We start from the raw sequence: 17,099 nt of genomic DNA, 5'->3' as shown, positions 1-17,099 counted from the left end.
GCCGAGGGGGAACGAGCATGGCAGTGACGGCGCTGTGCCACGGGGAGGGCTGCCGCACCCGACGGGCGGACGGACGGACCCGCAGGCGCCCGGCCGACGGCAGCCGGCTCTGCCGGCCCTGCCGCGAGCACCTCGCCGCGGGCCTCGCGGAACTGGCCCACCTGTACGAGGAGTGCGGACGCGTCCTCGGCGGCGCCGCCCCCGGCAGCCTGCGCGAGCGCACCACCGGCGGAGAGTTCCCCGGCCTCCCCTTCAACGGGGCCGCAGCCGACGTACGGGCCCGGATGGTCTCCGTACTCGGCTCCTGGAGCGGGCTCGTCGCCCAGCAGCGCGGCATCCCCGCACCGCCGCGCACCGTCGCCGCGCTCACCGCCTTCCTGCTCCGCAACGCCGACTGGCTCGCCGCCCACTCCGCCGCCGGCGAGGCCACCGAGGAGATCGCCCGCCTGGTACGGGCCGGCCGCCGCGCCGCCTTCCCCGACCCGGCCCGCAGCATCCGCCTCGGCGACTGCCCCGAGCCCGGCTGCGCCGGCGCCCTCACCCTCGCGGTGCGCGCCGCGGCCCGCGCCGACGAGCCGGCCATCGTGTGCGCCGCGGACCCGGAACACCGCTGGACCAGCGACCGGTGGAGCGCCCTCAGCCGCTCCATGGACTCTGCGGGGGAAGCCGGCGCCCCGGCCGCGCCGGCCACCGAGCGCTGGCTGACCGCCGCCGACATCGCGCAGCTGTGGCACACGCCCACGGGCACCGTCTACCGGCTGGCGAGCGAGCAGCGCTGGCGCCGTCGCAACCGCGCGGGGCGCACGTACTACAACGAGAGCGACGTCCGGGACTGCTTCACCCGCCGGGCGGCCGCCCGCAGCTGAGCCCTTTGTCCCGACACCCGCGGCACCACACCCAGCAGCACCCGACACCGGTCAGCACGGCCTCCGGCAGCATCCGGATCCGGCCGTCTGACCGGTGTTTGACATTCCCTTTTCCGTCGTCCGACGCACCGCACCGGGCCTTGTGGAACCTGACCTACTCCTGAATCCAGCGCCATTGAACGACCGCTCGCGGCCGAAGAACCTTGTAGTCAAGATCCGGTGCACTGTCTCCGGAGGCTGAATTCAAGGAGACGTGATGGACGCCCCTGTGATCGTCGTCGGCGCGGGTCCCGCGGGCATGATGCTCGCCGGCGAACTGCGGCTGGCGGGAGTCGCCGTAGTCGTCCTCGAACGCCTTGAGCGGCGTACGGGCGAATCCCGCGGGCTCGGCTTCACCACCCGCACGCTGGAGACCTTCGACCAGCGCGGCCTGCTCGCCCGCTTCGGCGAGATCGAGCGCAGCACCCAGGGCCACTTCGGCGGACTGCCCCTGGACTTCGGCGTCCTCGACGGCGCCTGCCAGGCCGCCAAGACCGTGCCGCAGTCCGTCACCGAGACGCACCTGGAGGAATGGGCCGTCTCCCTGGGCGCCGACATCCGGCGCGGCCACGAGGTGCTCTCCGTACGCGACGACGGCGAGGGCGTCGACGTCGAGGTCCGCGGCCCGGACGGTACGCACACCCTGCGAGCCGGCTGGCTGGTCGGCTGCGACGGCGGGCGCAGCACCGTGCGCAAGGCGGCCGGATTCGACTTCCCCGGCTCGGCGGCCACCATGGAGATGTACCTCGCCGACATCAAGGGCATCGAGCTCAAGCCCCGGATGATCGGCGAGACCCTGCCCGGCGGCATGGTCATGGTGGGCCCGCTGCCCGGCGGCACCACCCGCATCGTCGTCTGCGAACGCGGCACCCCGCCGCGCCGGCGCGAGAGCCCGCCGTCCTTCGACGAGGTCGCCGCCGCCTGGCAGCGGCTCACCGGCGAGGACATCTCGGCCGCCGAACCGGTGTGGGTCAGCGCCTTCGGCGACGCGGCACGGCAGGTCACCGAGTACCGGCGCGGCCGGGTCCTGCTCGCCGGCGACGCCGCGCACATCCACCTGCCCGCCGGCGGCCAGGGCATGAACACCGGCATCCAGGACGCCGTCAACCTCGGCTGGAAGCTCGCCTCCGTCGTGCTCGGCCGGGCCCCGCTCGCCCTGCTCGACACCTACCACGACGAGCGCCACCCCGTCGGCAGGCGGCTCCTGATGAACACCCGGGCCCAGGGACTGCTGTTCCTCAGCGGCGCGGAGGTACAGCCCCTGCGCGACTCCCTGCGCGAACTCATGGCGTACGAGGACGTCGCCCGGCACCTCGCCGCCATGGTCACCGGACTGGAGATCACCTACGACGTGGGCCGGGGCAGCCACCCGCTGCTCGGCCGGCGCATGCCGGACCTGGAGCTCACCGGCCCCGACGGCCCCACCTCCAGCACCGCACTGCTGCGCCCCGCCCGCGGGGTGCTCCTCGACCTGGCGGACAACCCCCGGCTGCGGCAGCGCGCCGCTGCCTGGGCGGAGCGGGTCGACGTCGTCACCGCCCGGCCCCGCGGGGCGGCGTCCGGGACCGGCGCGGCGCACGACACCACCGCCCTGCTGATCCGGCCCGACGGGTACGTGGCCTGGGCCGCGCCCGGCAGCCACCACGACCTGCCGATGGCGCTCGAACGCTGGTTCGGGACCCCCTGACGGCCGGCGCACCCCTGACGGCCGGCGCACCCGGCGGCCGGACGAGCACGTACGAGGAGGAACCCCATGGCAACGCCCACGGCGGCGATGGCGCGTGCCGATTCCGGATTCACCGAGGAACGCCGCGCCATCGTCAGGGCCGCCCGCACGGTGCTGGCGCGCGACGGCTGGACGCGCTGCACATCCGAGGCGACCGCCCGGGAAGCGGGAGTGCCGGCGCACTCCATGGCGCGCCACTTCCCCGACCACGAGCAACTGCTCCTGAACGTACTGCTGGACAGCTCCGCCTCCGTCGCCGCGGCCCTCGCGGCCGTGGCCGAGAGCCACCTCGCGGAGATCACCGACCTGGAACAGGACCTGATCGCGCTCGGCCGGGCCTGGCTGGCCCCGCTGGAGGCCTTCCGCGAGCACTTCGCGATCGTCCGGCACATCAGCGCCGAGGTCACGCGCCTGCCCCCCGAGGCCGTCCAGAAATGGCAGGCGACCGGCCCCAGGCAGGCCCGCCGCGAGCTGGCCCGCCGGCTCGGCAGCCTCGCGGCCCGGGGCCTGCTGGACATCACGGACGCCGACCAGGCGGCGGAGCGCTTCATCCTGCTCGTCCCCTCCGGTGTCGTCCAGCGCTCCTTCCTGGGCGCCCTGCCACTGCCACAGGAGGAAGCGGACGCACTGATCGCCGACGGAGTGGCGGACTTCGTCCGTCTCTACCAGCCCTGAACCACGCCCCACACCACCCCAGACTCACGGAAGCGAGACACCGGATGCAGCACAGCAACCTGATCGTGGCCCGGATGGACGGCAAGTCGAGCGATCAAGTCGCCGAGCTCTTCGCCGCGTTCGACAAGACCGACATGCCCGAGCGCATGGGAACCCTGCGCCGACGCCTCTTCATGTACAAGGGGCTCTACTTCCACCTCCAGGACTTCGCCGACGACGACGGCGGCAAGCGCATCCAGGAGTCCCGCAACGACCCGCGCTTCATGAAGATCAGCCATGACCTGCTGCCCTTCATCCAGCCGTACGACCCGGCCACCTGGCGCAGCCCCGCCGACGCGATGGCCACCCGCTTCTACGACTGGACGGCGTCCGAGTGACGTCCCTCCAGGCCGATACGAGGGGAGGGCCGTACCGGTGGCTCGCCGGGTAGTGATCACAGGGTTGGGAGTACTGGCGCCCGGGGGCATCGGCACGCGCGAGTTCTGGGATCTGCTGAGTTCAGGCCATACCGCGACACGTGGGATCACCCTCTTCGATCCCGCTCCGTTCCGCTCCAGGGTGGCCGCCGAGGCCGACTTCCTTCCCGAACTGCACGGGATGACCCCGCAGGAGATCCGCCGCATGGGCCGCGCCGCGCAGTTCGGCGTGGTGGCGGCCCGCGAGGCGGTCGCCGACAGCGGCCTCGACCTCGCCGGGTTCGATCCGCACCGCACCGGTGTCAGCATCGGCACCGCCGTCGGAGCCGTCGGCAACCTCGACAGCGCGTACCGGGTGGCCAGCGGCGACGGTCGGCTCGCCACGGTCGACCACATGTACGCCCCGGGTCATCTGTACGACCACTTCGTCCCCAGCTCCTTCGCCACCGACGTGGCCTGGGCCGTCGGTGCCGAGGGCCCGTCCACCGTGGTCTCCACCGGTTGCACCTCCGGGATCGACTCGGTCGCGCACGCCGTCGACCTGATCCGGGAGGGCAGCGCCGACATCATGATCACCGGCGCCACCGACGCCCCGATCACGCCGCTCACCCTGGCGAGCTTCGACGCGATCAAGGCCACGACCACGCTCAACGACGAGCCCGAGACGGCCTCGCGACCCTTCGACGCCTCCCGCAAGGGCTTCGTCCTGGGCGAGGGCGCCGCCGTGTTCGTCCTCGAGGAGCTGGAGAGCGCACGCCGCCGCGGCGCGCACGTCTACGCCGAGATCGCCGGCTACGCCTCCCGCTCCAGCGCCTTCCACATGACGGGGCTGCGCCCCGACGGCCGGGAGCTGGCGGAGGCGATCACGGTCGCGCTGGACGAGGCCCGCGTGAACCCCGCCGACATCGACTACGTCAACGCGCACGGCTCCGGCACCAAGCAGAACGACCGGCACGAGACGGCCGCCTACAAGCTGGCCCTGGGCCACAGCGCCTACGCGACACCCGTCAGTTCGGTCAAGTCGATGATCGGGCACTCGCTCGGCTCCATCGGCTCCATGGAGATCGCCGCCTCCCTCCTCGCGATGGAACACCACATCGTGCCGCCCACCGCGAACCTGCACACGCCGGACCCGGAGTGCGACCTCGACTACGTGCCGCTCATCGCGCGGGAGCACCGTACCGACACCGTGCTGACCGTCGGCAGCGGATTCGGCGGGTTCCAGAGCGCGATGGTGCTGACCCGACCCGAAAGGAGGACCGCGTGAGCGCCAGGACCCTGGTCACGGGCATCGGGGTGGCCGCCCCCAGCGGGGTCGGGGTGGAGGACTTCTGGGCGGCCACGCGGATCGGCAAGAACGCCATCGGGCCCGTCACGCGGTTCGACGCCTCCACGTACCCCTCCCGCCTGGCGGGGGAGATCCGCGGCTTCGACCCCACGGACCACCTGCCCAGCCGGCTCGTCCCGCAGACCGACCGGGTCACCCAGCTCGCCCTCGTCGCCGCCGACTGCGCCTTCGCCGATGCCGGCCTGGTACCGGGGGAGATCGACCCGTACGAGATGGGCGTCGTCACGGCGGCCGCCTCCGGGGGCTTCGAATTCGGCGAGCACGAGCTGCGCAAGCTCTGGGGCCAGGGCGCCAAGCACGTCAGCGCGTACCAGTCCTTCGCCTGGTTCTACGCCGTCAACAGCGCCCAGATCTCCATCCGCAACGGTCTGCGCGGCCCCACCGGTGTCGTCGTCGGCGACCAGGCGGGCGGCCTCGACGCCCTCGCCCAGGCCCGCCGCCAGCTGCGCAAGGGCAGCCGGCTGATCGCCGCCGGCGGCTTCGACGCCTCGATCTGCTCCCTGGCCTGGGCCTCCCACCTCAACGGCGGGCTCATGTCCACGAGCGACGAGCCGGAGCGGGCCTACCTGCCCTTCGACGAGGCCGCCGGCGGATACGTGCCCGGTGAGGGAGGGGCCCTGCTCATCCTCGAGGACGAGGAGAGCGCCCGTGCCCGGGGTGCCCGTACCGTCTACGCCGAGTTCGCGGGCTACGGCTCCACGCTGGACCCCAGGCCCGGCAGCGGCCGGGAGCCAGGCCTGCGCCGTGCCATCGTGACGGCGCTCGAGGACGCGGCCTGCCACCCCGCCGAGGTCGACGTGGTCTTCGCGGACGCCTCGGCCACTCTTCGGCTCGACCGTGAGGAGGCCGAGGCCATCACCGCGGTCTTCGGCCCGCACGAGGTGCCGGTCACCGCTCCCAAGACGATGACCGGACGGATCAACGCGGGCGCCGGACCGGTCGACGTGGTCACGGCGGTCCTCTCCATGCGGGAGGGACTGATCCCGCCGACCACCAACGTGGAACTCTCCCCCGCGCACGACATCGACCTCGTGACCGTGCGGCCCCGGACGGCCTCGGTGCGCACCGCGCTCGTGATCGCCCGCGGCCGCGGCGGATTCAACTCCGCCGTCGTGCTGCGCGCCGTCGACTGACGGCCCCAGCCCGCGCCGCCGCCGTCGCTTGCCCCTGACGGCCGGGGCGCCCCATGGACCCCGCAGCCGAAAACCTCCGGGTGCGGAAAACCTATGAAGGGATCCATCGTGTCCAAGCAGGAATTCACCATTGACGACCTCAAGCGCATCCTCCTCGAGGGCGCGGGCGCCGACGAGGGCATCGACCTCGACGGCGACATCCTCGACCACGAGTTCGAGACGCTGGGATACGAGTCGCTGGCGCTGCTGGAAACCGGCGGGCGCATCGAGCGCGAGTTCGGCATCACGCTGGACGACGAGATCTTCAGCGACAACTCCACGCCCCGATCGCTGGTCGCGGCCATCAACAAGACCCTGCGCGACGCCCTCGTCGACGCCTGACCGGTCTTGCCGGGCGGCCGCCGCCCCACGTGGCGGCCGCCCGTTTCCCCTCGTTCCATCCCTTCCTTTGGAGAAGAAACACATGTCGGACCAGGACAAGCGGGTCGCCGTGGTGACCGGTGCCACCAGTGGGATCGGGCTCGCCGTGGCCCGGCTCCTCGCCACTCAGGACCACAAGGTGTTCATCGGTGCGCGGAGTGCGGAGAACGTTGCGGAGACGGTGAAGGTGCTTCAGGGCGAGGGTCTTGAGGTGGATGGTGCGTCGGTGGATGTGCGGTCGGGGGAGGGGGTGCGGGGCTGGATCCAGGCGGCGGTGGATCGGTTCGGTGGTGTGGACGTGGTCGTGAACAACGCGGGGCGTTCGGGTGGTGGTGTGACGGCGGACATCGATGACGAGCTGTGGCATGACGTGATCGACACGAATTTGAACAGTGTGTTCCGTGTGACGCGTGAGGCGTTGACGACGGGTGGTCTGCGGGCGAAGAGCCGGGGTCGGATCATCAACATCGCGTCGACGGCGGGGAAGCAGGGTGTGGTGCTGGGTGCTCCGTACTCGGCGTCGAAGCACGGGGTGGTGGGTTTCACGAAGGCGTTGGGCAATGAGCTGGCGCCGACGGGGATCACGGTGAACGCGGTGTGCCCGGGGTATGTGGAGACGCCGATGGCGCAGCGGGTGCGGCAGGGGTATGCGGCGGCGTATGACGCGACGGAGGAGGCGATCTTGGAGAAGTTCCAGTCGAAGATTCCGCTGGGCCGTTACTCGACGCCGGAGGAGGTGGCGGGGCTGGTGGGGTATCTGGCCTCGGACACGGCGGCCTCGATCACCTCGCAGGCGCTGAACGTGTGCGGTGGTCTGGGCAACTTCTGACCTTCGTTGGTGTGTCGGGTGTCGTTCCCTTCTCTTTCTAGGAGTCATGTATGTCGCAGCCTGGTCTGCGTGAGGTGGAGCATGAGATCACGGTCTCGGCTCCGGCGAGTGCTGTTTACCGTCTGATCGCGGAGGTGGGGAACTGGCCGCGGATCTTCCCGCCGACGATTTATGTCGATCATGTGCCGGAGGGTCCGGGTGAGGAGCGGATCCGTATCTGGGCGACGGCCAATGGTGAGGCGAAGAGCTGGACTTCGCGTCGGTCGCTGGATCCGGTGGGGTTGCGGATCACGTTCCGTCAGGAGGTGCCGGCGCCGCCGGTGGCGTCGATGGGCGGGGCGTGGGTGATCGAGGAGCTGGGTGAGGGTCTGTCGCGGGTGCGGCTGCTGCATGACTACCGGGCGGTGGGTGACGACGCGGAGAGTCTGGCGTGGATCGATGAGGCGGTGGACCGTAATTCGCGGTCGGAGCTGGCCGCGTTGAAGACGAACGTGGAGGCGGCGCACGCGGCGGAGGGTCTGACGTTCTCGTTCGAGGACACGGTGCAGATCGCGGGTTCGGCGAAGGACGTGTTTGATTTCGTCAACGAGGCCGGTCTGTGGCAGGAGCGGCTTCCGCATGTGGCGTCGGTGCGGTTGTCGGAGGAGACTCCGGGGCTGCAGGAGCTGGAGATGGACACCCGGGCCAAGGACGGTTCGGTGCACACGACGAAGTCGTACCGGGTGACGTTCCCGCATCACAAGATCGCGTACAAGCAGACGACGCTGCCGGCGTTGATGACGCTGCACACGGGTTACTGGACGTTCGTGGAGAACGCGGAGGGTGTCGCGGCGTCCTCGCAGCACACGGTCACGATCAACAGTGCCAACATCGCCCGGATCCTGGGCGAGCAGGCCACGGTCGAGGACGCCAAGGAATACGTCCACACGGCACTGAGCACCAACAGCCTCGCCACCCTCAACCACGCCAAGAACCACGCCGAGAACAAGGACTGATCATGGCTGGGGACTACAACGACACCCAGGTGATCGTGGTCGGCGCGGGCCCCGTCGGGTTGCTGCTCGCCGGGGAACTGCGGCTGGCGGGCGCAGACGTGGTGGTCCTCGACAAGCTGACCGCGCCGACCACCGAATCACGGGCGTCCACCCTGCACTCCCGCACCATGGAGATCCTGGAGTCCCGGGGGCTGCTCGACCTGCTGGGCGACATTCCCAACGACCCCGCCGGCCACTTCGGGGGGATCCCCTTCGGCCTCGGTGCGACCGGCCCCTACCCGGGGCAGTGGAAGGTCGCCCAGACCCGCCTCGAGGAGGTCCTGGGGCAGTGGGCGGCGGACCTGGGCGCGGACGTCCGCCGGGGCCACGAGGTCACCGGGCTGACCGCGACCGGGGACTCGGTCACCGTGGACACGCGGGGACCGGACCGCAGCGTCACGTCCTTCCGTGCCGCGTACGCGGTCGGATGCGACGGCGAGACCAGCGCCGTGCGCCGACTGGGCGGCTTCGCGTTCCCGGGCACCGACGCGGAGCGGGAACTGCTGCGCGCCGACGTGGCCGGCATCGACATCCCGGCTCGCCGCTTCGAACGGCTCGAGGACGGGCTGGCCATCGCCGCCCGGCGCCCCGACGGGGTGACCCGGGTGATGGTGCACGAGTTCGGGGCACGGCCCCGCAGCGGTCAGCCCACCTTCGAGGAGGTCGCGGACACGTGGAAGCGCGTCACGGGGGAGGACATCAGCGGCGGCACACCGCTGTGGGTGAACTCCTTCGGCGACGCCTCCCGCCAGGCCGCGCACTACCGCCGCGGCCGGCTCCTGCTCGCCGGCGACGCGGCGCACCAGCAGATGCCGATCGGCGGCCAGGCCCTCAACCTCGGGCTCCAGGACGCCTTCAACCTGGGCTGGAAGCTGGGCGCCGTGGCGGCCGGACACGGCGGAGAGGACCTGCTCGACACCTACCACGAGGAACGGCACGCCGTCGGCCAGGCCGTCCGGAGCAACATCAGGACGCAGGCCCTGCTGCTGCTCGGCGGCCGCGAGGTCGACGCGATCCGGGAGGTCTTCGCGGAGCTCACGGCGCACGAGGACGTCCGCGCCCACCTGGCCGGAATGATCTCCGGCCTGGACGTCCGCTACGGGGCCGCTCCGGGCGACGACCCGTTGCTCGGCCGGCGCCTGCCCCAGGCCCCCGTGGAACACGGCGAGGGCGCGGCCACCACCTTCGGGCTGCTGCGCGCGGGACGGGGCGTACTCCTCCTCGCCCCCGGCGACGAAGCGCGCCGCGAGGAGCTGCGCGCGGCCGCCGAGCCGTGGACGGACCGGATCCGCATCGCGACCGCCGCCCGTGACCAGGAGCCGGCGGCCGGCGGCACGGCCGTGCTGGTCCGGCCGGACGGTCACGTCGCGTGGACGGACGCGGCGCGGGACGACGGGCTCACGGCCGTCCTGGAGCGGTGGTTCGGGCCGGCCACCGGAGCGGACCCCAGGCGGCCCGCTCCGCGGGGCCGGGTCACGCCGGTGCGCACCGCACCGGCGGCGGGAGGACGGAGGCACGGCGTGGACAGGCTCGCGGGCAGGACCGCACTGGTCACCGGGTCGAGCCGGGGCATGGGCCGCGCGGCCGCCGTCCGGCTGGCCGAGGAGGGCGCGCTCGTCGCCGTCCACTACGCCACCGACGAGGCCGCCGCCCACGAGGTCGTCGCCTCCGTGGAGAGGGACGGCGGCCGCGCCTTCGCGGTACGCGCCGAACTCGGTGTCCAGGGAGACGTGGCCACCCTGTTCGACGCGCTGGAACGGGACCTGCTGGAGCGCACCGGCAGCACCGACCTCCACATCCTCGTCAACAACGCGGGTGTGATGGGGGGAGTGGGCCCCGACGACATCACCCCCGAGCAGTTCGACCGGATCTTCGCGGTCAACGCGAAGGCCCCGTTCTTCCTCATCCAGCGGGCGCTGCGCAACATGCCCGACGGCGGCCGGATCATCAACATCTCCTCCGGCCTCACCCGGTTCGCCAACCCGGACGAGATCGCCTACGCGATGAGCAAGGGGGCCGTCGAACAGCTCGCCCTGCACTTCGCGAAGGCGCTGGGCCCGCGCGGCATCACCATCAACTCGGTCGCGCCCGGAATCACCCGGAACGACAACCCGGTCTTCGGGATCCCCGAAGCCGTCGAGCAGATGGCGGCGCTGTCCGTCTTCGACCGGGTCGGCGAGCCGGAGGACGTCGCCGACGTGGTGGCCTTCCTCGCCACGGACGAGGCCCGCTGGATCACCGGCTCCTTCGTCGACGTCACGGGCGGCACGCTGCTCGGCTGAGCCGGGCACGGCCTCGCGAGGCACGGCCGCGCGAGCCCTCCAGACCGCCGGCGCAACCCCGCGCCGCGCCGGCACCGGGGCGGGCCGCCGGGGAACCCTCCCCGGCGGGCCGCCCCTCCCCTTTCCCACCCTCCAGCGAAAAGCGAGCATGCACTCCTCGACGAAGAACCTGCCCGTCGGCGAGCGGGCCCCGGCCCCCTGGGCCCTGGTGTCCGTACTCGCCGCCAACATGCTGGTCGACGCCCTGGAAGTGTCCGCGAGCCTGGTGGCCCTGCCCGTCGTCGGGGCCGGTCTGGGGCTGGAGGCCCCGCGGCTCCAATGGATCGTCACCGGCTTCGCCGCGGGTTTCGGCGGGCTCCTGCTCCTGGGGGGCCGACTGGTCGAACGGCTCGGCCGCCGCAGGGTCTACCTGGCAGCGCTCCTCCTCTTCGCCGTCGCCTCCCTGGCCGGGGCGCTGGCGCAGGACGCCGCCCTGCTGACCGCGACCCGTGTGGTCAAGGGCTTCTGCGTGGCGCTCACCGCGCCCACCGGACTCGCCATCATCATGTCCGCGGTCCCCGAGGGGGAGGCCCGGCGCAGGGCGGTGTCGCTCTACTCCTTCTTCGGAGCCGCGGGCTTCTGCACGGGGCTGCTGCTGTCCGGGCTGCTGAGCGTGTTCAGCTGGCGCTGGACCATGGCCTTCCCGGCGCCCGTCGCGCTGCTGCTGCTGGCCGCCGGCCTGCGGCTGGTCCCGCGGGACCCCGCACCGCGGCCGTCGGCGAAGGGGGCGGGACGGTACGCGCTGGCCGGCGGCCTCAGCCTCACCGGTGCGGTCCTGCTGCTCGTGTACGCGCTCTCGCACCTCCCCGGCCCCGGGCCGGAAGGGGGCCGGGCGGCGGCGGCCTTCGCGGCGTCGCTCGTGCTCGGCGCGGCCTTCGTCCTGGCCGAGCGCCGGGCGCCGAGGCCCCTGGTGCCCCGCGAGCTCCTGGGCCACGCGCCACTGCTGCGGTCCGCCGCCGGCGCCGCCGCGCTCAACGGCTCGTACGTGGCCTTCCTCCTCATCGCCGGCCTGCACCTCCACGAGGCCGGGTGGGGGCCCTGGCGGACGGCACTCGTCTTCCTGCCCGCCGCCGTACCGCTCGCGCTGACGGCCCTGCACTCGGGCCGGATCGCCGCGAAGCTGGGCCCCGCCCGGGCGGTCGCCGCGGGGGCGGTCCTCGCCCCGCTCGGGTACGCGCTCTATCCGCGGGGCGCCGGAGCCGAGCCGGGCCCCGTCGGGCTGCTCCCCGCCATGACGTGTGTCGGAGCCGCCTTCGTACTCGCCTTCACCGCCCTGCACCTCCAGGCGACGGGATCGCTCCCGGCCGGACTGCAGGCAGCGGCGGGAGGCTTCTACCAGACCTGCGTCCAAACGGGCGCGGCATTCACGGCGGCACCCGCCGCCGTGCTGTACACGGCGGGCCGCAGCCAGGCGCTCTGGCTGGTCATCGCCGTGGGAGCGGCCGGGGCGTGCGTCGCGTTGGGCGGCCTGCTGCGGAACCCCCGCTCCACCTCACCTCATTTCACCTCATCACGAATTCGTCCATGAAAGGGCCCAGCATGTCGAACGAACCCCTGAAGCTCGCCGTCATCATCAGCAGCGTGCGTGAGGGCCGCTTCGGTCCCGTCCCGGGCCAGTGGTTCGCCGAGCAGGCCCGGGAGCGGGCGGACCTCCTCGTCGACGTCATCGACCTGACGGAGCACGAGCTGCCGAGCGCCCTCTCCCACAACCCCTCCCCGGAGACCGCCGAGGCGCTGGCCACGATCTCCCCGCGGCTCGAGCAGGCCGACGCGTTCGTGGTCGTCACGCCGGAGTACAACCACAGCTTCCCGGCCTCCCTCAAGCACGTCATCGACTGGCACTACACGCAGTGGCGCGCCAAGCCGGTCGGCTTCGTCTCCTACGGCGGCCTCGCGGGCGGCCTGCGCGCCGTGGAGCAGCTGCGTCCGATCTTCGCCGAGCTGCACGCGGTGACCGTCCGCGACTGCGTCAGCTTCCACTCGGCGTGGGAGCAGTTCGGCGAGGACGGCCTGCCCAAGGACCCGGAGGGCCCGCAGGGCGCGGCCAAGGTGCTGCTCGACCAGCTCATCTGGTGGGCCGCGGCCCTGCGCGAGGGCCGCGAGAAGAACCCCTACCAGGCCTGATCCCCAGCCCCGCACACCCGACCACGGGCGGACGGAGGCGACTCCGTCCGCCCCGACCCGGAAAGCATCATGAACACACTTCACATGTCACAGACATACGAGACAGACACCGGCCTGGTCCATATGACCCGGCCCGACATGGCGGTCCTGGCCACCGCGGGGCTGCGTGAGCGCACCCGGATCCTGGAGCAGTACGTACGCGAGGAACTCGGCCGCATCCTCGGCATCGAGCCCCACCTCGTGGACACCACGGGCCGCCCCATGGGATGCCTCGGCATCGGCTCGATCTCCGGTATCGAACTCCAGTACCGCATGGAAGCGACCCTCGGCGTCGACGTGAACCTCCAGCGGCTGCTGCTCGCCAACAGCGCCCAGGAGCTCATCGACTGCCTCGCCGGCCAGCTCGGTCCGGACGCCCACCTGCACGGGGCAGCGGTGCCGGCATGACGACGACGACCCTCCTGCCGGCCGCGCGCCCGGCGGTGCACCACCAGGGCCTGGCGCGCCCCGACTTCACCCTCTCCGCGGACCGCGTCGACCTCTGGCTGATCCGCCGTCCCACGGGAGCGGACGCCGAGGCCCTGGCGATCGGCGAACTCGACGAGCAGGAGCGCAAGCGCACCGACTCCTTCATCCGCCAGTCCGACGGCCTGCTGTACGCCGCCGCCCACGTCGCGGTGCGCCGGCTCCTCGGACGCTACACGGCCACGCTGCCCCAGGACGTCCGCTTCATGCGCGAGCCCTGCCCCGGCTGCGGCGAGCCGCACGGGCGCCCCGCACTCTCTCCCCCGCCGCCGCCGCTGCACTACTCCCTCTCCCACAGCGGGGGCGTGGCGATGGTGGGCGTCGGCACCACACCGATCGGCGTTGACGTGGAGAAACTCCCGGGCGCCGAGACGGTGGACATCTGCTCCAAGGCACTGCACCCCGAGGAGCAGCTGGAGATCGCCGGGGCCGAGGCCGGTGAGGAGCGGCGGCAGCTGTTCGGGCAGATCTGGACGCGAAAGGAAGCGTTCCTCAAGGGGCTCGGTACAGGGTTGAGCCGTTCGCCCGCCGAGGACTACCTGGGCACCGACCACGACCGTCACCCCGACGGCTGGACCATGGTCGGCGTCCCGGCCGACGCCAACCACGCCGCCGCCGTGGCGGTGGCGGGAGCCGCCCCCAAGGCGGTCGAGGTCCGGTGGGTGCCCGACACCTGGCTGGCCACGGGCAACAGCGTGTGCGGCGCCGCCGCTCCCGGACCGGACGCAACGGTCCTCGCCAGTTGAACCGCAAGTAAGGACGTGACCGGATGACCACCGCCTTCGTCTTCCCCGGCCAGGGCTCCGAATGCGCCGGCATGGGCAAGGACCTGCTCGCCCTGCGGCCCGACCTCGCCGACACCTACTACCGCACCGCGGACGACCTGCTCGGGATCCCGCTGGCCCGGGTCTGCCTGGAGGGGTCTCCCCGGGACCTGGAGGACCCGGCGGTGGCACAGCCCGCGATCTTCCTGACCAGCCTGGCCGTACTGGAGGTGCTGCGCGGCGAGGGGCTGCGGCCGGACGCCGTGGCGGGGCACAGCCTGGGCGAGTACGCGGCGCTGGTCGCCGCCGGCGTGCTCGAGTGGACCGAGGCCCTGTGGCTGGTACGGCTGCGCGGCGAGCTCGTCGCCACCGTCGGCGACCGCATCGGCAGCGCCACCGCGGCGGTCATCGGCCTGAGCCGCACGGACCTGGCCCGGATGTGCGCCGAGGCCCGGGCGGCCACCGGCCAGGTGGTCGAGGTGGCGGGGGACAACGAACCCCGCCAGACCGTGGTGTCGGGCCAGGCCGAGGCGGTGGCCCGCACCACCGACGCGGCCCGGGCCGCCGGCGCCCGCGTGGAGTGGCTGCGTATCGGCGGCCCCTTCCACTCCAGCCTGCTGGACGAGGCACAGGCGGAGTTCACCGAGACGCTGATCGCCACGGAGTTCCGCGACCCGGCCGTGCCGCTGGTCTCCGGCGTCACCGGAGGGTGGGTGACCACGGCCGCCGAGGCGGTCGTCGCCCTGCGCGGCCAGCTCACCAGCCCGGTGCGGTGGACCGAGACCGTCCAGGCGCTCGCCGCCTCGGGCGCGGACCGGTTCGTGGAGGTGGGGCCAGGACGGGTGCTGGGCGGGCTGATCCGCCGGATCCTGCCGGGCGCCCGGGTCCACCCGACGGACACCGCGGCCCGTCTGGCCGGAGCGGTGGACGCCTTCACCGCCACCGCAGTCTGACCATCGACCCACGGAGAGGGTGGGAGAACCATGCCCCGAGCGGATGACACGATCCGGCAGCGGATCGACGAACTCAACGGGATCAAGGAGTCCGCGCGCAGCGGCGACGAGGGCGCGACCCGGCGTCAGCATGCCAAGGGCAAGCTGACCGCCCACGAGCGGATCGCGCTGCTCCTGGACAAGGGATCGTTCAGCGAGGTCGAGCCGCTGCGGCGGCACCGGGCGACCGGATTCGGGCTCGAGGCCAAGAAGCCCTACAGCGACGGCGTCGTCACCGGCTGGGGCACGGTCGAGGGACGGACCGTCTTCGTCTACGCGCACGACTTCCGCATCTTCGGCGGCGCGCTGGGCGAGGCCCACGCCACGAAGATCCACAAGATCATGGACATGGCCGAGGCGGCCGGCGCCCCGCTGGTCTCGCTGAACGACGGCGCGGGCGCCCGCATCCAGGAGGGCGTCTCCGCCCTCGCCGGCTACGGCGGCATCTTCCAGCGCAACACCCGCGCCTCCGGCGTCATCCCGCAGATCTCGGTGATGCTCGGCCCCTGCGCGGGCGGCGCGGCCTACTCGCCGGCGCTCACCGACTTCGTGTTCATGGTCCGCGAGACCTCGCAGATGTTCATCACCGGCCCGGACGTGGTCAAGGCCGTCACCGGTGAGGAGATCAGCCAGAACGGACTGGGCGGGGCGGACGTCCACTCGGCCACCTCCGGCGTCGCGCACTTCGCGTACGACGACGAGGAGACCTGCATCGCCGAAGTGCGCTACCTGCTGGCCCTGCTGCCCTCCAACAACCGCTCGCTGGCCCCCGTCGAGCACACCGGCGACCCGGCCGACCGGCTGAACGAGGCGCTGCTCGACCTGGTCCCGCTGCAGCCGGGACAGGCGTACGACATCCGCAAGGTCATCGAGGAGGTCGTCGACGACGGCGAGCACTTCGAGGTGCACCCGGCCTGGGCGCCCAACCTCGTCTGCTCCCTGGCCCGCCTCGACGGCCACGTCGTCGGCATCGTCGCGAACAACCCGGCCGCGATGGCGGGCGTGCTGGACATCGAGGCGTCCGAGAAGGGCGCGCGCTTCGTCCAGTTCTGCGACGCGTTCAACATCCCGCTGGTCACCCTCGTCGACGTCCCCGGCTTCCTGCCGGGCGTGGACCAGGAGCACAACGGCATCATCCGGCGCGGAGCCAAGCTGCTGTACGCGTACTGCAACGCGACCGTGCCGCGCATCTCCCTGGTGCTGCGCAAGGCGTACGGCGGCGCCTACATCGTCATGGACTCCCGCTCCATCGGAGCCGACCTGGCGCTGGCCTGGCCCACCAACGAGATCGCCGTCATGGGCGCCGAGGGCGCGGCCAACGTGGTCTTCCGGCGCGAGATCGCGGCGGCCGAGGACCCCGAGGCCGTCCGGGCGCAGCGGATCGCGGAGTACAAGGACGAGCTGATGCACCCCTACTACGCGGCCGAACGCGGCCTGATCGACGACGTGATCGACCCGCGCGACACCCGCCAGGTGCTGATCCGCTCCCTGGCCATGCTGCGCGCCAAGCACGCAGACCTGCCCGCCCGCAAGCACGGCAACCCGCCCCAGTGAGCACCGGCAGAACGTCACGAGACGAGGAGCAGCCCGTGAACACCGAGCAGTCCGCCGACTACATCCGCGTGGTGAAGGGATCGCCCGACGCCGAGGAACTCGCGGCACTGACCGCCGTCGTCATGGCACGGGCGGCCGCCCACGAAGGCCAGCACGGCGGTACGGCGGGCAGTGGACCCGTACTCGCCGGCTGGCACCGGCCCGAGCGGGTCCGGGGCTTCCTCGGCCCGCGCACCTGGCGCGACAACACCACCGAGGCCCGATCCGCCTGACGGCGGCGTCCTTCCCTCCCTCCCTGCCAAGGAGCACGACATGACACACCCCGTCCCCGAA

Annotated in this window: 17 protein-coding genes; all 17 read left to right on the top strand. The window is 72.3% G+C overall.

Annotation, left to right across the window (positions count from 1 at the left end):
* Positions 1–17 precede the first annotated feature (17 nt).
* The 17 genes from D1J60_RS38555 (at position 18) to D1J60_RS36810 (ending at position 17,038) form a co-directional block, all read left to right on the top strand.
* Positions 18–866 carry a hypothetical protein gene (locus D1J60_RS38555; protein ID WP_241253731.1) on the top strand — a complete coding sequence of 283 codons (849 nt, stop codon included), beginning with the start codon at positions 18–20 and terminating at the stop codon, positions 864–866.
* A gap of 256 nt (positions 867–1,122) precedes the next feature.
* Positions 1,123–2,592 carry an FAD-dependent monooxygenase gene (locus D1J60_RS36885; RefSeq protein ID WP_125595231.1) on the top strand — a complete coding sequence of 490 codons (1,470 nt, stop codon included), beginning with the start codon at positions 1,123–1,125 and terminating at the stop codon, positions 2,590–2,592.
* A gap of 66 nt (positions 2,593–2,658) precedes the next feature.
* A complete protein-coding gene (locus D1J60_RS36880; RefSeq protein ID WP_125824854.1) occupies positions 2,659–3,306 on the top strand; it encodes a TetR/AcrR family transcriptional regulator C-terminal domain-containing protein in 648 nt (215 codons plus the stop codon).
* Positions 3,307–3,350: 44 nt separating this feature from the next.
* Positions 3,351–3,683: a TcmI family type II polyketide cyclase gene (locus tag D1J60_RS36875; protein WP_125595233.1), complete on the top strand. Its 333-nt coding sequence runs from the start codon at positions 3,351–3,353 to the stop codon at positions 3,681–3,683.
* Positions 3,684–3,720: 37 nt separating this feature from the next.
* Positions 3,721–4,989: a beta-ketoacyl-[acyl-carrier-protein] synthase family protein gene (locus D1J60_RS36870; RefSeq protein WP_241253730.1), complete on the top strand. Its 1,269-nt coding sequence runs from the start codon at positions 3,721–3,723 to the stop codon at positions 4,987–4,989.
* On the top strand, positions 4,986–6,203 hold the full coding sequence (locus D1J60_RS36865; protein WP_125595235.1) for a ketosynthase chain-length factor: 1,218 nt from the start codon (positions 4,986–4,988) through the stop codon (positions 6,201–6,203). The genes D1J60_RS36870 and D1J60_RS36865 overlap by 4 nt, the downstream gene beginning before the upstream one ends.
* Before the next feature lie 108 nt (positions 6,204–6,311).
* Positions 6,312–6,584, top strand: a complete 273-nt coding sequence (locus D1J60_RS36860; protein WP_185899336.1) for an acyl carrier protein — start codon at positions 6,312–6,314, stop codon at positions 6,582–6,584.
* 82 nt (positions 6,585–6,666) lie between these two features.
* Positions 6,667–7,452: an SDR family NAD(P)-dependent oxidoreductase gene (locus tag D1J60_RS36855; RefSeq protein WP_125824852.1), complete on the top strand. Its 786-nt coding sequence runs from the start codon at positions 6,667–6,669 to the stop codon at positions 7,450–7,452.
* Between the two features lie 50 nt (positions 7,453–7,502).
* Positions 7,503–8,447 carry an aromatase/cyclase gene (locus D1J60_RS36850; protein WP_125824851.1) on the top strand — a complete coding sequence of 315 codons (945 nt, stop codon included), beginning with the start codon at positions 7,503–7,505 and terminating at the stop codon, positions 8,445–8,447.
* Positions 8,448–8,449: 2 nt separating this feature from the next.
* Positions 8,450–10,768: an SDR family oxidoreductase gene (locus D1J60_RS36845; protein ID WP_125824850.1), complete on the top strand. Its 2,319-nt coding sequence runs from the start codon at positions 8,450–8,452 to the stop codon at positions 10,766–10,768.
* 148 nt (positions 10,769–10,916) lie between these two features.
* A complete protein-coding gene (locus D1J60_RS36840) occupies positions 10,917–12,335 on the top strand; it encodes an MFS transporter (RefSeq protein ID WP_125824849.1) in 1,419 nt (472 codons plus the stop codon).
* A gap of 11 nt (positions 12,336–12,346) precedes the next feature.
* A complete protein-coding gene (locus D1J60_RS36835) occupies positions 12,347–12,931 on the top strand; it encodes an NAD(P)H-dependent oxidoreductase (RefSeq protein ID WP_125599064.1) in 585 nt (194 codons plus the stop codon).
* An 84-nt stretch (positions 12,932–13,015) separates the two neighbouring features.
* On the top strand, positions 13,016–13,378 hold the full coding sequence (locus D1J60_RS36830) for an acyl carrier protein (RefSeq protein WP_164721141.1): 363 nt from the start codon (positions 13,016–13,018) through the stop codon (positions 13,376–13,378).
* On the top strand, positions 13,375–14,202 hold the full coding sequence (locus D1J60_RS36825; RefSeq protein WP_125824848.1) for a 4'-phosphopantetheinyl transferase superfamily protein: 828 nt from the start codon (positions 13,375–13,377) through the stop codon (positions 14,200–14,202). Before D1J60_RS36830 ends, D1J60_RS36825 begins: the two co-directional genes overlap by 4 nt.
* 23 nt (positions 14,203–14,225) lie before the next feature.
* Complete coding sequence (gene fabD / locus D1J60_RS36820) at positions 14,226–15,173, top strand: ACP S-malonyltransferase (protein WP_125824847.1); 948 nt, start codon at positions 14,226–14,228, stop codon at positions 15,171–15,173.
* A 30-nt stretch (positions 15,174–15,203) separates the two neighbouring features.
* Complete coding sequence (locus D1J60_RS36815; RefSeq protein ID WP_125599076.1) at positions 15,204–16,766, top strand: acyl-CoA carboxylase subunit beta; 1,563 nt, start codon at positions 15,204–15,206, stop codon at positions 16,764–16,766.
* A gap of 35 nt (positions 16,767–16,801) precedes the next feature.
* Positions 16,802–17,038, top strand: a complete 237-nt coding sequence (locus tag D1J60_RS36810; protein ID WP_125599079.1) for an acyl-CoA carboxylase subunit epsilon — start codon at positions 16,802–16,804, stop codon at positions 17,036–17,038.
* Positions 17,039–17,099 lie beyond the last annotated feature (61 nt).

Origin of the sequence: Streptomyces sp. W1SF4 (assembly GCF_003950035.1) — a bacterium.
Classification (GTDB): domain Bacteria; phylum Actinomycetota; class Actinomycetes; order Streptomycetales; family Streptomycetaceae; genus Streptomyces; species Streptomyces racemochromogenes.
The sequence above is the reverse complement of the archived record's forward strand: the minus strand, read 5'-3'. Positions and strand labels throughout refer to the sequence as shown.

What these genes read in the sequence shown, in the direction of transcription:
- D1J60_RS36855 (WP_125824852.1), top strand. Translation starts at nt 6,667, where the DNA reads ATGTCGGACCAGGACAAGCGGGTCGCCGTGGTGACCGGTGCCACCAGT.
- D1J60_RS38555 (WP_241253731.1), top strand. Translation starts at nt 18, where the DNA reads ATGGCAGTGACGGCGCTGTGCCACGGGGAGGGCTGCCGCACCCGACGG.
- fabD (WP_125824847.1), top strand. Translation starts at nt 14,226, where the DNA reads ATGACCACCGCCTTCGTCTTCCCCGGCCAGGGCTCCGAATGCGCCGGC.
- D1J60_RS36815 (WP_125599076.1), top strand. Translation starts at nt 15,204, where the DNA reads ATGCCCCGAGCGGATGACACGATCCGGCAGCGGATCGACGAACTCAAC.
- D1J60_RS36840 (WP_125824849.1), top strand. Translation starts at nt 10,917, where the DNA reads ATGCACTCCTCGACGAAGAACCTGCCCGTCGGCGAGCGGGCCCCGGCC.
- D1J60_RS36830 (WP_164721141.1), top strand. Translation starts at nt 13,016, where the DNA reads ATGTCACAGACATACGAGACAGACACCGGCCTGGTCCATATGACCCGG.
- D1J60_RS36825 (WP_125824848.1), top strand. Translation starts at nt 13,375, where the DNA reads ATGACGACGACGACCCTCCTGCCGGCCGCGCGCCCGGCGGTGCACCAC.
- D1J60_RS36850 (WP_125824851.1), top strand. Translation starts at nt 7,503, where the DNA reads ATGTCGCAGCCTGGTCTGCGTGAGGTGGAGCATGAGATCACGGTCTCG.
- D1J60_RS36875 (WP_125595233.1), top strand. Translation starts at nt 3,351, where the DNA reads ATGCAGCACAGCAACCTGATCGTGGCCCGGATGGACGGCAAGTCGAGC.
- D1J60_RS36885 (WP_125595231.1), top strand. Translation starts at nt 1,123, where the DNA reads ATGGACGCCCCTGTGATCGTCGTCGGCGCGGGTCCCGCGGGCATGATG.
- D1J60_RS36835 (WP_125599064.1), top strand. Translation starts at nt 12,347, where the DNA reads ATGTCGAACGAACCCCTGAAGCTCGCCGTCATCATCAGCAGCGTGCGT.
- D1J60_RS36845 (WP_125824850.1), top strand. Translation starts at nt 8,450, where the DNA reads ATGGCTGGGGACTACAACGACACCCAGGTGATCGTGGTCGGCGCGGGC.
- D1J60_RS36880 (WP_125824854.1), top strand. Translation starts at nt 2,659, where the DNA reads ATGGCAACGCCCACGGCGGCGATGGCGCGTGCCGATTCCGGATTCACC.